The sequence below is a fragment of the Peptoniphilus sp. Marseille-Q6390 genome (genome assembly GCF_965119475.1).
In genome coordinates this window covers 240,557-257,181 of sequence record NZ_CBCPLS010000001.1, presented here as the reverse complement: position 1 = coordinate 257,181, position 16,625 = coordinate 240,557, and the positions used below count along the sequence as shown (strand labels likewise).

Here is a 16,625-nt window from a genome sequence, read left to right as displayed (position 1 = left end):
AGCTAATGTGTTCACCACATTAAGCTTGCACGTTTTTTTATTTCAAGATATCCGACTCACTCGACAATGCTCCCTATTCGGTCGCACCGTCTTCCTTCGCGGGATAAGATTTTTCATCAGCTCATGTATCGCTTACGCTCGCATTGGCTAAGACTTGATCAAATTTCTGCAAGAAATTTTGATAAGTCTGCCCGCAGATTTTTGCTTGTCAAAAATCTGCCTTCCTTTATTCTTACCACAAAATCAGAAAAACAGAGACTCATCTCTGTTTTTCTTATCATTAAAAAGAGCCTGGCATAACCAGACTCTTACAATTCATAAACAAAAATCTAAATCAAACCACAATTATCTTCTCCTAGACCTTCTCTTAGAAGACCTAATATATCCCATCATCCTAATAAAAACTAGGACCATGGCAATCCAACCAATAATTGTAACTATATAAATCACATATTTTAAATAAGAAACTTCTGTCTTTTCTTCCACCACAGGCTTGACATCAGCCTTCTTTTCCTCAACCCTCTCGGCATTAATAAGTAGCCTCTTAGGTCTTGGCGGCCTCTTTGGATGACATGTAAGAAGTGTTACCATGTCCTTGCCTGCCACTGGAAGGATGGACTCCCAATCAGAAGGAGAAATTATATCTGTCCCAGTAACCCTGTACTCAAGAAGACCTGTGCGACCGTCAATGAAGATCTCATCGCCAACCTCTAGCTTGTCAACATTGTAAAACATGAGGTCCCCCCACCAGCCCCTGTGGCCGGCTATGACAGACCTAGTTGACATCCCACCAAGGGGAAGACTTGTCCCCTCAACTTGGGCGACTCCCCAGTCAAGATGGTCAAAAGTTGCATCAAGATAAATCGGCTTCTTCATATCAAGCTTGGGGATAATGAGATAGGCAAAGACCTCGTCCTTGTCAATCCCCTTTATGTCATAATCACCGACATAGTCCTCATTGTCAAAGGGGTCGATAATATTGCTATCACCCTTGATAACCTTCTTGTTGTAATCAATCAAGTCATCAGTAACTTGACTGTCCCTCGCCTTAAAGGAAGCATAATTCTTATTTGCCATTAACTCCCTATAAGACATAGAAGTAAAGGCAAGTAGGGGCATAAAAATCCCCAACAAGATAAATAAATAACCAATTATGACTCTTGTCTTAGCCTTCATAACGTCTCCTCCTGCGTCTTCTTAGGTAAATTAACAAAATAAGAATAAGAAGAAGTAAAACAAAACCAGGCACAATAAAGTCCTTGTAGTTAAACTTAGCCTTCTTTTCAGCCTCTTCCTTGTCCTCTGGCACATAAGGAATCCTGTGACCACGCACCAGCAGCCTGTGAGAATTAATCATGTAAGGCGTACAAGTTAGCAGAGTCATATAATCCTTCCCCTCAACAACTAGGACAGGATCAAAATTCCATGGCTCAATAACGAGAATTTGGTCCACCTGATAGGCAAGAGTTTCCTTAACGTTAGTGTAGTAGAAAACATCTCCCACTTCCATCTTGTCAAGGTCCCTGAAGAGCTTGACTTGTGGAAGACCCCTGTGGGCAGTGATAACAGAGTGGGTAGACTTGCCCCCAATAGGAAGTGAAGTCCCCTCCAAGTGACCACAAGCATGTTGCAAAACATCTTCAGAAGTACCAGCATAAACTGGAATCTGTTGGTTAATCTTTGGAATATCAATGTAACCAATCTTTTCCCTTGCCTCCAGCATACGGGCATAGTTTTCCACACCCTTCTTCTCCCTTTCAGTGTAGGGGTCAGCAAGCTTTGAAGGGTCAAGAGTTTCATTGTAAGCACGAGCCAGGTCAATCCTCTCGTCAATCTCAGCCTGACTCATCTCATCAACAGCTTCCTTGAAGTCCACGATTTGGTTGTTATTCTCCACAGTGTAATACCAGTTGGAGAAAATAGGATAAGTTGCAATCAAAAAGCCAGCAATAAATAGAAGAATAATCTTCCAATTCCTTTTAAACTTCTTCATCATGGCCCTTGCCCCTCTCCTTGTCACTTGCCTTATCACTAGAATTATTAATCAAATTCTCATTCACATTCTCTTGAGCCTTCATCTTTGCCAGCTCAATATTTTTTAACCTGTCGGCTTCCCTCTTGGCAGCCTTCTTCTTCCTTCTCCTATCAAGAATAAACCTCAATAAGATAATTATAGCAAAAATAAGAAGAATGATAAGTCTTTTATCAATATCCAAGTTCTTGCCAACATCTTCCCTTACCTTGTCGTCCTCTTCAGGCACATAAGGAACCCTGTGGCCACGGACAATAAGCCTGTGTGTGTTGATCATAATTGGCGTACAAGTAAGAAGAGTTGCATAGTCCTTGCCTGGCACCACAAGAAGTTGTGAAAAGTCAGAAGGATCAATGACATCAATGTGGTCCACTTGATAAGCCAAGACACCACCAATGTAGTTGATGTAAAACTTGTCCCCCATCTCCACCTTTTGCAAATCTGTAAAGAGCCTTGCAGAAGGTAGACCTGAGTGAGCAGTGATAACAGTGTGAGATGACTCACCCCCAATAGGTAACGAAGTCCCCTCCAAGTGGCCGCAACCCTTTTGCAAAATCTCCTCATTAGTCCCAGCATAAATAGGCAGGTCCACATCAATAGAAGGAATCTCAATAGTACCAATCTTAGTCCTAAGCTCCAGCATCTGAGCATAATTGTCAAAAGCCTTCTTCTTTTCCTCTTCAGTGTAGGGGTCCTTAGGAACTACATTCCCCAGATTGTCATTATAAATCTGAGCCAGCCTTAACCTTCTTTGGATTTCCTCTTCACTCAAGAGGTCTCTTGCTTCCTTATAGTCGGCAACTTGGTTGTTGGCCTCAATCCTATAATACCAATTAGATATCAGGGGATAAGAAAGGATCCCCAGCCCCAAAATAAAAATAAAAATAAATAACTTATTAGATTTTTTCTTTTTCTTACTCATCTATTCACCCATAAAAAAGAGGCTCCCAAGGAGCCCCTCTTAATTCTTGTCCTTGATCATAAACCTACCTAACCCAATCATAATTGCCCCTGCAACAACAAGCACAATAAGGGTAATATCCCCAGTCTTTGGAATAGGTGGCTTAGTAGTATTTTCAATAATTAGGACTTTTTCAAAAGAATTGTCATTAATTTCAAATTTTAAAGAACCTTGCAATAGAGTGTAGCCTTCAGGAGCCTTAGTCTCCCAAATTTCATAAGTCCCATAAGGAAGGTCTCTCACAAAGAACTTGCCATCAGGACCAGACTTCAAAACAAGATCCTTGCCATCCCTTTGCACCCTTTGGTCCTTACCATCCACTCTTTGCGTGATGACAAATTCAGCACCAGCAAGGCCCACATCTCTCTTTTCATTAGTCTTGTAGAAATTATAAGACCCAAGCTTCTTCTTGTTAAGGACACTTAGCTTAGCAGCTTGGCCCTCAAAAATAACAAACTGACTCTTCTCATTAACAATCTCATAACCCTTAGGCGCTTCCACTTCCTTGAAGAAGTAGACACCAGGCTCAAGATCCCTTATGACAATAAAACCATTCTTGTCAGTCTCAAAGACCTCCTCAGTCCCCTTAGGGTCCATAGCAAAGGCCCTTGTCTTCACCACATTCCCATCCTCATCAAGAAGTTGGAACTTAGCACCAACAAGCCCCCTTCCCTCGTCACTGAACTTAAAGAGGCGAACAGAATTAGGTGGAGTTGGTGGCTCATGAGGTGGCTTTTCTGGAGGTGGAAACTCTGGAGGAGGTGGCGGAGTCTTTCTCTCGCCCCACTTCAACTTAATAATATTAGTTTCAGCTGGATTAAAAACAGCAGACTCAATGAACTTCTTCCTGTCCTTGCCCCCAAGCTCCCTTAAATAATAAGTTCCAGGCTCAAGACTCAAGACAGACTTATAATCAGTCTCTTCCTTAGGATTCAAGATCCACTTGTCTCCCTTATTAGCAAGTTGCCTGTCCAGATCTTCCTCACTAAGCTTATCTAAGATTGCCACAAGAGTGGTCTTATCCATCTTAGTGTCAATAAAATTCTCATTAATCTTCCATATACCCAGAGTCCTACCCTCCAAGTCTTCACGAGTCAGGTCCTCTCTGGTGTGAATTTCGATGGTAACAGATGATGCTCCCAAAACATTAAGAGGTAGGAAGACCATAGTTACCATCATGTATAAAATTATTAAATCTTTAATTCTCTTCTTCATCTCTACCCCTCTATCATAATATGTAGAGGAAGGGGTTGCCCCCTCCCATTAGATTTAAATAATTAAACCTTAATTGAGATTGGAATCTCAAAATATCTTACTTAATTAGATTAAGCTTCTTCTCTGTTTCTCTTCATAGCAATAACAGCGCCAGCCATTAGAGAAATACCAACAACAGTGAATAGAACAGTACCCATACCACCAGTTTGTGGGATAGTAATAGGTTTATTGTCTACAAGTTGGTTGTTTTGAGCATCTAATTTTTGTGGAACTGCTGTAGCAGTATCTTTGAAAGAATTATCATTTACAAAAAATTCTATATCTGTCTTCAATAATGCATAGTCCTTTGGTGCTTCAATTTCCTTTAAGAAATATTTTGTTCCTGTTGTACGGTCATTTTCATCATATTCAAGTCCCTTGATTACAAAAGTACCATCTGCACCAGAAGTTAAAATTTTAATTCCTTCTAACTTAGCTAGTTTTGTAACATCAGTTTCAGTTGAAGTTTCCCATACATATCTTCCATTTTTTTCAAAAAGATATTTACCTTCCGCATTCTTTACAACGAACTTAGCATCTTTTAAAGCTTTATCATTTTGGGAAGAGTCAATCTTCTTAAATTTCTTACCACCAGTATAAACTTTTGGTTCATTAGATTCTTTTTCATGTGTGTTCTTAGGATCATGTCCATATTTTAAAGTTACTTTATTTGGGATGTCTGTAGACATAACAGCATCTTCGTTAATTATTGTTGCAAATTCAACTCTAAGCTTGCTTCCTTCAGCACCACTTTGTGCTAATCTCTTAATTCCAGTTTCTGTAAGAGCTACCTTTAAAGTTCCACCTTTTTCTTCTGTAGGTTCTGTTAGTGTATAATCTGTTCCTTTTTCTAAACTAATATTATCTTTATCTTTAACTTTAACAGTAACTGTTTGATTCTTTACATAAGATAAAGTAGCTTGTAGTGTATCTGAAAGTTCAAATACCTTATAGTCTTTAAATCCAGTTGGGATATCAGCTTCGATTGCCCATTTAAATTCTTTTTTCATGTCAAAAGATGCTAAATCTTTATCTTGATCATTCTTAATAACTTTCTTTGTTACCTTAGGTCCATCTTCAGTATTCTTTGGATAAACGTGAATTGATGTTGCAGTACCTGTTGGAGTTTCTGCGTGCTTTGGTAATTCGATTTCTACTGGTATAGCTAATTGTTCAGCTAAAATTTTCTTTTCGTTTTCAGAATCTCCTACATAAGTTGACTTTGATTTAACTTCAAAGATTTTATACTTTTTATTATTAGCTAATGTTAGTTTTAGTACACCATCATCTCCTGTTAATCCAGCAGTCTTGTTGGCTTCTCTAGTATCCCAATCAGTTATTTTGCTTGGATCAAAAGTATCTTTATCCATCGCATATAATGCTGTTTCATCTTCACTAATAGCTACAAAGTAAACTCCTTTAATTTGAGAAGCTCCTTCTCCAAAGAAATCTGTAATGTTTTGAATTCCTTTTGTAGGGTCATACTTTTTCTTAGTATCGTGCTTTTTTAACTGCTCTTTTGTCATTAAAATCTTGTGAACATTAACCTCAATAGTTGCAGGTCCGTTTGTTTCAGCTGGTTTTTGATCACCTGTAGTTCCATCTCCATCAGCAAAAGCTGATAGTGGAGAAAATACTCCCACTAGCATCACTAATGCCATGATTAGTGACATAATTTTTTTCTTGTTCATAATATAACTCCTTATTATAAATTTTTTATAATTACTTACTGCATAGTTCAACAGTAAATTATTACCATAACTTACTTGCCCTCGGGCAATTATTTTTCGTCTTAGTCTAGCCCAGTCCATGTGGACCAAACCCCTAAAACATAAACCCTTTCAGGTCATCCTAATAAGTCTTGAAGCCTTCCTTCCACCTGCCCCTTGGGCCTGTGTCATGTCTACGCTTCTTACTTATTAACTGTCGCCTTCCTCTTGGAAGACTCGCCTTTGGCACTTGCTTCCTTATAGAAGCTTGGCCCTAGGCTCCTTACTCGTCAAGTCTCATTAGTCATTCAATGAGAATCAACTAGGTCTCTGGCATCGCCAGACTAAATGTAAGAATGAGAGAGTGTTGTGAGTGGCTCATCCCCAAGGGCGAGCCAACTCGGCTTCCCTCCACACTCCCTATTCATTTAAAATTGATTTTGACTTGCACAACAAGCACTTTACGGAGGGTGCCTCTTCTTGTCTGTGATCTTAATCATCATAAGACACACCCCTCTTCCTGCTGTAAACATAAGCCGCCGCACTCATAAGCACAAGCCCCGCAAGAGTAAAGATCAAAGTACCCATACCACCAGTGTGCGGATATTCCGCCTTACGGTTTTCCACTTGGATAGGATGCTTTTGGTCATGGTCTGCATAGGCAGGCTTTCCTTCTGCTATAGTTTGTACATCAAGCTTGTCTCTAACATCATCATCTATGGATGAATCAAATACAAGTTCAAATAGTTGGTCTGCTTTGCCACTTGTGTTATTGTCATCAAGCTTACCAGTAAATTCCATTACTATTGAATCTGTTGTTGTGATTGATTCATCTGTCGTATCTGTCGAACCAAGCATATCCTTTAGTCCGTATCTTGAACCTGTGATGTTGCCAGCAGTTGTAAAGGAAATTGCATCAACTTTCTTGTAGTCATCTTTCGTTAATTTATCAAGTGTCTTTTCGCCATCTTTCTTAAGAATAGCCACATTTACTTCTCCACCTACATTTAATTTGTTAGGATCAGTGTTCTTAAACTTAGGTGTTATCTTCCAGTTATTTTCCTTGATACGGATATATGATTGGTAAGATGGAATTGTCATCTTGTCATGGTTAGGGTTAATAATAATCCTTTGTCTGAATGTTTTATTATCCTTGTCTGCTGATAAGATTTCACTTGTTATTTTTCCCTTAGCAGATGTCTTGTGACTTGCCTTCAATGGATCTTTTTCAAGAGTTTGGACCTTACCATTTTCTAGTTTGAATTCTCTAATGTTACCAGGAATCTTAGAATAATTATCTGGTGCTTTAGTTTCCACTAGAGCATAGTAGCCATCTTTTGTGATTGGCAACTTGAACTTCCCATCTTTTCCTGAAGTTGCTGTCATGGTTACTTCTTTTTCCACACCTTCTACAGTCTTCTTAACTTTAAGAGGTGAGTAATCTTTATCAGTATCCTTTTCCTTGTAATGAACTTCAAATTCAGCACCTTCAAGCTTCTTAGACTTATCATTAGCATCAACTTTTTCGAATTCAACTTCCTTATAGTTGATTACATTTATTGGCTCTTTACTTACAGGCTCTGTCACTGTTTCAGTATTGGCATCTCCTGTTATAGCACTTGCTACCGAGCCTAGCATTACTCTCATTGATGCTACTAATGATTGTGGCTTTTCTGCTGGCTTTTCCTTGACAACTTGTCTTGTGATTACACCATCTTCGCCTACAGTAAATTCTTGTATATGTCCTTCTATCTTAGCGTAGCCATCTGGGGCTTTCGTTTCTATTAGGGCATATCTACCTGATTCTAGTTTTTCATACGTAACTAGGCCATCATCGCCAGCTTTTTTTTCGGAGCCTGTAACTTGAATCCATTTATTTTGGTCTTTGTAGTACTTTTCAAGTTTAAACTCAGCTCCTGGTAAAATCTTACCTTCCTGATCAATCTTCTTGAAGATGATTTCATTCTTAGGGTTAATGGCATCTATTTCAAGCTTAGCACTTGCTGTTGTTTTGTTTTCAAACATGCGAATGCCATTTGTTCTTTCTACATAATATCCCACGTTATAACCTATAGTGTTGCCATAATAGTCTTTAACTGGAATTTTATTATATAGTTGTGCATAGGTGTCGAAAGATGAAATGTTATCTCCTTTAACCTTACCTGTAACCTTTAGGATTATGGAGTTGTGGGCTCCTATAGTACCCATTGAAATATTTGCATTTTCATTAGCTTTTAGATCATAAGGACCAAGCTGACCATAATTAGTTAGATTGTCAGAGTTTTCGTTTACACCAAAGGATTCTGGCATATCTCTATTTACATAATAATCAGTGTTGTAATATCGGCCTGTATTATAATCGTAAACATATGCGCCATTTTGATCGAGCCTTATAAAGTCAAATCTCAAGTTGCTTACAGCCTCGTTTGGCTTGTACTTGAATGTTAGCGCTCCTTGATTTGCTAGCCTATCTCTATTGATATAGAAGTATTGGACAAATTCTCCACTTTCATTATCAAAGCTTACTATCTTAGATGTCATATTCGCCTTGTTATACTCGTTTTTCGCCATATCAAGGTCATATTCTACAGCAATATTATTTTTCGTAGCTTGGCCAATATATTTTTTAGTTGCTTCATCATATATTCCCATTCCAACTTCTTCGTTTTGAGTTGAGTTTTGTACCTTATAACGGTTGATATGAGCTGTGATAGTATTTGCAAAATCTGTCTTGTTGTATTGGTCGGCGTAGGATGTGAATACATAGGTTAGTGTTCCTGCTTCTTTATCATACTTGGCCTTGGCTATTGTTCCCACTCCATCGGCGAACAAGTCAAGGTTTTGAGATTTTTCTTTCAATATACCTTCAAGGTCGATGTTGTCTGTTAACTTAATTGTGAAGTAGTCGCCAGCTTTTATTGCTGTGTCATCTTTTATATTGAAAGTATTCTTGAAGGATAGTGCATGACCCTTGTGTGGGTGAATCTTTGAATTGCCTTCAGTTTCTGTTCCATCTTTTCCATCTGGTCTTAGGACTGACATTACTGATGTCATTTCTATACTCTTAGAAATATCTCTATCTCCGACATCACTGTCATTGATGTATGGGTCTAGTCCCACACCACCAACTGTGAATCTCCATTTTTTACCCTTGTTTTGGTAGCCCTTTGGAGCTTTGGTTTCTTCTAATTCGTATTGACCGATTGGAAGTTCATCAAAGACGATTTTTCCATCTTGACCAACTGTCTTAGTATAACTTCCGTCATTCTTATTAGCATCTTCATCGCCTTTTACTTGTCTACTAATTCTAGTTAGCCTAAACTCTGCTCCTGGAAGTAGGTTTTTACTATCATCATACTTAGTAAGGGTTACACTACCTTTACCTGGGACTTCATTTATAATTTTACCCATGTTCTTGGCAGTAGCGCTTGTTACATAGTCGACTAGCTTACCATCTTCTGGGGTGATTGGTTTACCATCTGGGCCTTTCTTATCAGGAGCGTATTGGAAGATACCATTACCTTCGTTGTACTCGAGTGTTACAACACCTCTACCTGGTGTTATGTTACCAGTTTCACCATCTACGATTTTTCCTTGGTAGGCGATTGTGAAGTGAAGTACAGGGTCTTTGATTGGCTTGTATCCTTTTGGAGCTTTGATTTCCATAAGTCTGTAACGACCTGGCTTTAGTCCCCTAAATCCGAAGTATCCGTTGAAGGCAGAAGCTACAGTTGTACCTGGTATGTCTTCGTATTCACCACCTGGTCCACGAACTTGGAGCTTAAAGACTGCACCTTCTAGTCTGTTGTTTGTTACCGTTGAACTGTTGATGTCGTCTTTTGGATTTTTACGACCGTGTTTAGAGAAGGTAATGTTAAAGGTTTCTTCCTCGTTTATAAACTCAAGACCTTCTTTTGGTATTTCTTGATGTCCCTTTGAGTTATAAAGTGGATTCAAGTCAACACTTGTGTCGGCATGAACTGCTGGAGTGCCGAGTTCTGGATCGATAATACCAGTCTTGTACTTAGTACCATTTAATTCAACTTCTTTGCCAACGAAATTAGCATACTTTGCTCCCTCGTCTTTTGTTCCAGCCCACTCGTCTGCTTTTTTCTTAGCCTCTTCTTTTGAGTAACCAGCTGCGACAAGTTTATCTTCATATCTTTGTCTTAGGGCAGCAGCACCACCTTGGTAAGATGCGCCTTTAAATGCTTTGTAAACAAATTTGTTTTGATCTTTATCAAATACTAATTGCTTGAATTGTCTTTCTCCACTGTAGAAGTCTACGTGAAGGTCAATCTTTCCTAAGTCTTCTTGTGGAATATTATACTTATCATCCTTGTCAGATTTGCCTGTTATTATAACATCATCATAGAAGCCTTCCACGTCTACTATATAGACACCTTTTTCAAGGTTTAGTTGGTCTTCGTCAAAGCCCCAGTCGAAAGGTCTCCATCTAGCTGTTTTTATCATAGATAGGTTATCATTTGACAAGTCGTAAGTTCTTAAAATCTTATCAAGTTTAGGGTCATTCATGTTACTGAAATCACTTGGATTTGATAATTTATATGCTGTGAAATAAGCTGTCTTTACACCATCTTTTATAGTTTCTGGGTGTTGTCCTGCAGCATCTCTTTCTTCTCTCTTATACTTCGGTGTGATTTGAAGGTTTAGAGGAGTCGTTCCAGAGTAAGCTCTGGTATCTATATAGATCCTTTGGATATAAGTCTTTGATTCTGTGTCAATATAAGTGAGTCTTGACTTATATTTTATTCCAGCATTGTCAGGTGAAAATCCTGCGTTGGATTTCGTGTTATCATTTATAAAGCTTGAAGGTGTTGATTCTGGTCCTTGATATTCGGCATACATTCTACCGCCATCATCCTTGACCTCAATCTTCCAATCAGCTGTACTTTTCTTGTAACCTGTTGGGGCTTTTGTTTCTCTTAGGACATAGTAACCTTTTTGAAGTTTAACAACATTTCCTGCTCCATTCTTAAAGATTACATCACCCTTTTCATCAGAAGTTGCTGTTAGGGTTCCAAATTCCGTGTCGATATTTGAGTAAGTGTTGTCAGTCATCTTGTTAAGTGTGAATGTCGCACCTGGAAGAATTTCACCACCTGGAGATCTCTTTAGAATCTTAGGAGTAATACCAGCTTTTTTGTTGGTAATCTTAACAAGTTCTTGAGGTTTATCGGTGTCTTTGATTAGTTTGTCATCAGCTCCTGGTGTCCAAGTATCAATTGGGTCGTCAGACTTACCTACACGAACCTCTTCTGCAACTGGGTCTTTTTTTGATAATTCTACTTTATTGTAAGCAGTAATTATTTCATTATCTTTCTTGCCATTTTGTAAAGCTTGAACTACTTCTGTTGGCCAATCTGCTGGAGCTGCTGCTTCTTGTAGACCAGCTTTTTTAATATTATAAGTTGCAGTGTATTTTGTTTTTACTTCTCCATCTGCACCTGGTGTGTCTACAACTCTGTCGCCTGGATTTAGACTTTCATCAACAGTTACTTTAGTTTCGTGTTTTAAGACTTCGGTTCTTTCTTCGAAGGCAGTTCTTTCGCCTTCCGGAATTTTTTCATATACACCACGAACAGTTACGTTTGACTCTGGCATAGTGAATGAACCCTTGCCTGTAGTTGGATCGAAAACAAAGTTTTCAACAGATCCTCCATAAGGGGCTTTTGTAACCGTTGCATTTAAAACTCTGTTACCTTGGTAGGCAATTACTTCAAAGTTAAATGTCTCGCCTGCTTTTGCATTTACACTGAAAGGATTTTCTGGTCCAAGTTTGACATAACCGTAGGACTCTGTCTCCCTGTTTACAGTGTAAGTTTTTACTATAGGTTTAAATGTAGCATTTACGGTTACATTTGCTGCTGGCATATTGAATTTCTTTGTATTTTTATCAATATTAACAGTGGTTGTTCCATAAGTGTAAGTTAGGGTATCTAGCTCTTCATTTGCTCCTGGTCTTACAGTAACTGTGACTTCTTTACCTTCTGCTACACCTTGGCTTGGACTTGCACTTATCTTTGTACTATTAACAGATACTGAATAAGTTGGTTGTGGTTTCTTTGTACCTATAGTTGTTATTTCTGGAATAGGTTCAGTTCTTTGAGTGTCGATTAGCTCTTCACTATCAAACTGGCCATTCACAAATTTTTGCTTATAGGTTTTTATTTCCTTCCCATTTACACCTTGTTGAGTAACTTGACTTGAACCTTCTGGGTATTGGTCAGAGTAGACTGTTTGTTTGCTGAATGGTAATGTTGTTTCTTCTGTCCTATTTTGATAAGTGATTACTGGTTCTTGGCTTGTGTTTTTATTTACTCCTGCTTCGTTTGAATAAGAGTCACATGCCCATGATTTATACTTCGTATCATCGTATAAGCCTGGTTTTTTAGCATATTGATAATCTGCTCCTAGACCTAGAGTCTTAGTCTTATCCTTCGCATAAGGAGTTTCAACTTCTACCAATATTGTCTTACCTTTTGGAAGGTCTGCCTTAATCCTCATAGATGGGCTGTTGTTTCTATTATTATTGGCATTTATTGTAATTTCTTTTCTACCAGTAACATTATCTATTGTTGAATTTGCATCAACCTCATAGAATTTAACTGTAGATATTATCCTATTACCATCTTTTATATAAAGATCATTTAATTGGCCATCATTTGTCTCTGGTTCTCTATGAATTTCAATCTTTCCAGTAAAATTAGAACTTGCCGGCTTAAACAAGAATGTTTGTTTGAACTTGTCTTCTTGCTTGTTTATCTCTGTGACTTTTGTTTCCATATAATCATCACTATGAGCTTTTGTAGTTCTTCCCTCAGACTTACTTGGATCAACAGCTTCCCAACCATTTCCTGTACCGACTGGTTGTCCAACAAGGTTATCTCCAACTTTAAAGTCACTATTTAGTGCTAGAGGTTTTATATCTTGTAACACATTTTTTGTATAGAAGTCATTGTTGCTGTCCTTGTTATAAGCTAGTACTTTTTTTGCCTCTTCTGCAGGACTAATTTCTAATGCTTCTTCAGAAGAAGATGCTGCCCTAAATAATTGAGACTTTGGAAGATTAGTAATTATTAGTTTTGAGTTTGGCTCTATTGTTGTATTAGAATTGTCAGTATTTGCACTTCTATCTCCTGTTGCATTTTGAGCTGGTTCTAATCTTATGTCATTGAAGCTATCATACCATTCTGCAAACCAGTAATTGTTTCTGTAGCCAGGGTTTATAAAGTCAAGCCCTGTTCCAATAGTACCCGAATTTGGTATTTCAGATTCTATAGTTAAGGCTATAGTCTTAGTACCTGCAAGATTCTTTGGTGTTATCTTTATCCTATTTTGGCCATTATTCTTAACATATACATCTGTAGTGTAATCAACTTTTTCTCCTACATTTACAAGTTTTTCAGGAGTTGATGTTCTATCAACTAGATTCATTGAAACTATAGATGTGTTATTTAAAGTTAATCCTCTGGTTTCTTTTTGTGCATGAATTTCGAAATATGGGTTTAATAAATCATCAGGGCTTCCATTTATAATGTAAACTTGTCTGAATTTATTTTCCTTTGTGTTTACTTCAGTAATCTTTGTTGCAATTCTACCTTTACTTCCATTGCTAGTGTAGCTTTGTGTGTGTTTATTAGGATTAGGCTGACTTGTATCTACCTTTTGCCATTGGGCTCCTTGATCTGGAACTTGATCTCCAGGCTTGTTATCTCTTATATAAATCTTTCCATCCTTAGTAACTGTTACTGTCCAGTCTGTATTAGATTTTTCGTAACCTTGTGGGGCTCCTGACTCAGTTAGTTTGTAAATACCAGGTACTAGGTTGTCGAATTTAACTGTTCCGTCTGTGCCAGATTTCTTCCAAACTTCTTTGCCTAGGTCTGTATCTGACTTCTTTGGTCCCTGAAGTTTGAATGTTGCTCCAGTTATTGCATCTGTTTGGTTGCCACCATCGTCTACCTTCTTGAAGGAGAATTCTTGTACTACTCTATCGTTAGTAACGTCAAGTGAACCTTCTGATATATAGGCTCCCTTGATATTTCCTGCTTCACTCTTAGTTACTACAGGATCTCCTTCTACGATTTGGTTTGCCATATCGTAGTAGTCAGATTTCCAGAAAGAACCCTTATTTGTGTATAGGTCCATTCCTGTACCTACTCCACCGTCTTCTGATGTATAAGGTATTTTTACATCTATTACTATAGGATTTGTAATTTGTCTGCCCTTAAAGTCCAAGTAGAGTCTTGGTTGACCAGTAATAACTTGGCTTTTTACACTGACTTTACTTGTATCCTTTGTAATATCTGTCAAATTGTAGTTTTCAAGTCTGATATCTTCTACATTTCCATCAACTGCCTTATCAAGTTCGAAAATCTTGTAAGCTTCAGTTCCTGCATACCAACTCATGTTATTAAACCATGGTTTTTCTCTGTGGATGGATGCGTTATTTAAAGTTACTGTATCAGCTTCTGGGTTTATTACATATCTTTGGATAACATATTTATCTTTGGTATTTTTACCAACAATTCTTGTACCAAGTTTGAATGGTTGTGGCCAGTTGTTGTAGTAACCTGTTTGTCTGTTATCTCCTAGTACCCAACCTGTAAGTGGTCTTTTTGCTACTTCTACCCATTTAGTTCCTTCTACTCCTAGGATGGACTTGTTTACATTTGCATCAGTTCCTGTTGAAGGACCCTCTATATAGTTGTAGACTTTGGCCTTATTGTTATTTATTTCTATTACCCATTTTTTATCAAGTTTCTTGAAACCTGATGGTGCAGCTTCTTCTTCTAATAGATAAGTTCCATTTTCAAGTTTTTTATCAAATGAAACTAGACCGTTTTTATCAGATTCACCTGTTGTAACAACCTGTTTGCCATCGGTTGTGGTAATCTTGAACTTTGCTCCTTGTAGTGGGACATTTTCATTGTCTTTCTTGTAAACCTTAAATTCAGTTGCTACTGGTTTGTTTGTAACTTCTAATTCTATAGTATCTTTTCCAACTAGGGCTTCTCCTGTTGATCCAAGACCTATTTCTATGATTGTTACAACACCATCGATACCGACGTTTACTCTCCAAGTCTTGTCTGATTTTATATGCTCTGCTGGAGCTTTTTCTTCTCTTAGGGTATAGATGCCTGGTTTTAGTTTAGAGAATTGTACTATACCACCTTGACCTGATGATCTGTAGATCACATTTTTGTTTTCATCTTCTAGGCTAAAAGTTGCTCCGTCAAGAGTTTTACTTCTGTCAGATTCATCAAGTTTTTTGATTTTAAAATTACCTGGTTCATATTTTTTGTTAATTAACGCAACTTTTTGGCTGTAGAATTTTGGAATCTCTCCACCTGCTTGGTCACCTGTAGCCTTGTTGTAGTTGGCTCTTGTGATAAATGATGATTTGAAGTCATTGTTTGTCATACAGAAGACTCTCCATAGGTTGTTGAACTTATAAAGGTCATCAATCTTGAAGGTTTGCTCTATGATATAGCCATCCTTGCTCCTATCGTCAATTGCTGGCATCTTGATTTTTAGTGGAGAATTTTTTGTGATTACTCCAAATTCTTGGATTTGACCAGGGTCGTAATTAAGAGTAATTGAACCTTGTCTGTCATTGTTAACAGGAGAATTTGGATTAATAGCTCTTGAATATACCAAGTTGTAGGTTGCAGGATCTTGTTCCGGTCTTACACCGTAGGATTGGGGCATGTTGTAGTTGACTTTTTTCTCAAAGTTTCCTGCTTTTATCGTACCCATTTTGGGTGATGTACGATAAATCTTAACATCTCTTAGGGAGAAGGCTGGTTTGTTTCCATTACCTTCCCAAGTGAAGAAGTTTTTGTTAGCCCCTTGATAATTAGTTGATAGCCAGTTAAATTTAAGCTCTTTTTGGCCTGTTGCTCTGAGGTGAACTGGGTTGTAGTAGGCAATAGCTGCTACATACCAGTCTCCCTTATCATCTTGGTAGACGTCCCTAAAATAGTAGGACTGTGGTACTTGGACATTTTTACCATCGTAGTCGTATTGACCGTAGTCTGCCTGTACATCCGTTTTAATAGTTTGTTGACCTGTGACACCTTTTTGACCTGGTGCTACTGTTATTGTGAATGAATAAGTTCCATCATTTTTGGCAAAATACTTGGATGGGATAATACCCTTAAGTTCTATCTTGGCCTGTGTTTTTCCACCTATTGAATTATCGTTAAATACATAAGTCAATTTGTTAGTTGTATAGTCAAAATATGGGTCTGCTACGTCTACTCCAGCGATGTTTAGCTTAGGGAATTCTCCAAAGTATTGTGTGAAGTCTAAGTTTTTATCAAATTGGATGGAGAATCTTTGACCTGGAGAAGATTGTTCAAGGTCAATAGTAGCATTGTACTTCAAAGATTCAAGTCTGTATGCTTCCCAAACTTGTGGTCTTGTACCAATATCTCCTGAGTCCCCTTCGTTGATAACTAAAGATTGACTTACAACACTTATCTTAGCAGTAGCTTCTTCTTGTGCTTGCTCTTCATCTGTTATCAAGTAGTCTTCACCATTTATTGGGCTACCTGATCCGTTCTTGTATTTTGGTTTGTAGGTTACTTGCTTTGAATCATCTACTGTAACTTCGAAGATTACATCTGATTTTACATATCCT

At 38.0% G+C, this 16,625-nt stretch carries 6 protein-coding genes; all 6 read right to left on the bottom strand.

Features of this window, described 5'->3' with window-relative positions; translation table 11 throughout:
* Window positions 1-345 precede the first annotated feature (345 nt).
* Entirely contained in the window at window positions 346-1,176 is an 831-nt protein-coding gene (locus ACWPVO_RS01250) for a class C sortase (protein ID WP_454206039.1), read from the bottom strand.
* On the bottom strand, window positions 1,166-1,996 hold the full coding sequence (locus ACWPVO_RS01245) for a class C sortase (RefSeq protein WP_005957379.1): 831 nt from the start codon (window positions 1,994-1,996) through the stop codon (window positions 1,166-1,168). The genes ACWPVO_RS01250 and ACWPVO_RS01245 overlap by 11 nt, the downstream gene beginning before the upstream one ends.
* The gene (locus ACWPVO_RS01240) at window positions 1,980-2,954 is read right to left on the bottom strand and encodes a class C sortase (protein WP_454206037.1); all 975 of its coding nucleotides are present in this window, start codon (window positions 2,952-2,954) and stop codon (window positions 1,980-1,982) included. Before ACWPVO_RS01240 ends, ACWPVO_RS01245 begins: the two co-directional genes overlap by 17 nt.
* Before the next feature lie 39 nt (window positions 2,955-2,993).
* Complete coding sequence (locus ACWPVO_RS01235) at window positions 2,994-4,208, bottom strand: MSCRAMM family protein (protein ID WP_454206036.1); 1,215 nt, start codon at window positions 4,206-4,208, stop codon at window positions 2,994-2,996.
* A 110-nt stretch (window positions 4,209-4,318) separates the two neighbouring features.
* Entirely contained in the window at window positions 4,319-5,938 is a 1,620-nt protein-coding gene (locus ACWPVO_RS01230) for a SpaH/EbpB family LPXTG-anchored major pilin (RefSeq protein ID WP_454206034.1), read from the bottom strand.
* Window positions 5,939-6,448: 510 nt separating this feature from the next.
* Window positions 6,449-16,510, bottom strand: a complete 10,062-nt coding sequence (locus ACWPVO_RS01225) for a SpaA isopeptide-forming pilin-related protein (protein ID WP_454206032.1) — start codon at window positions 16,508-16,510, stop codon at window positions 6,449-6,451.
* Window positions 16,511-16,625 lie beyond the last annotated feature (115 nt).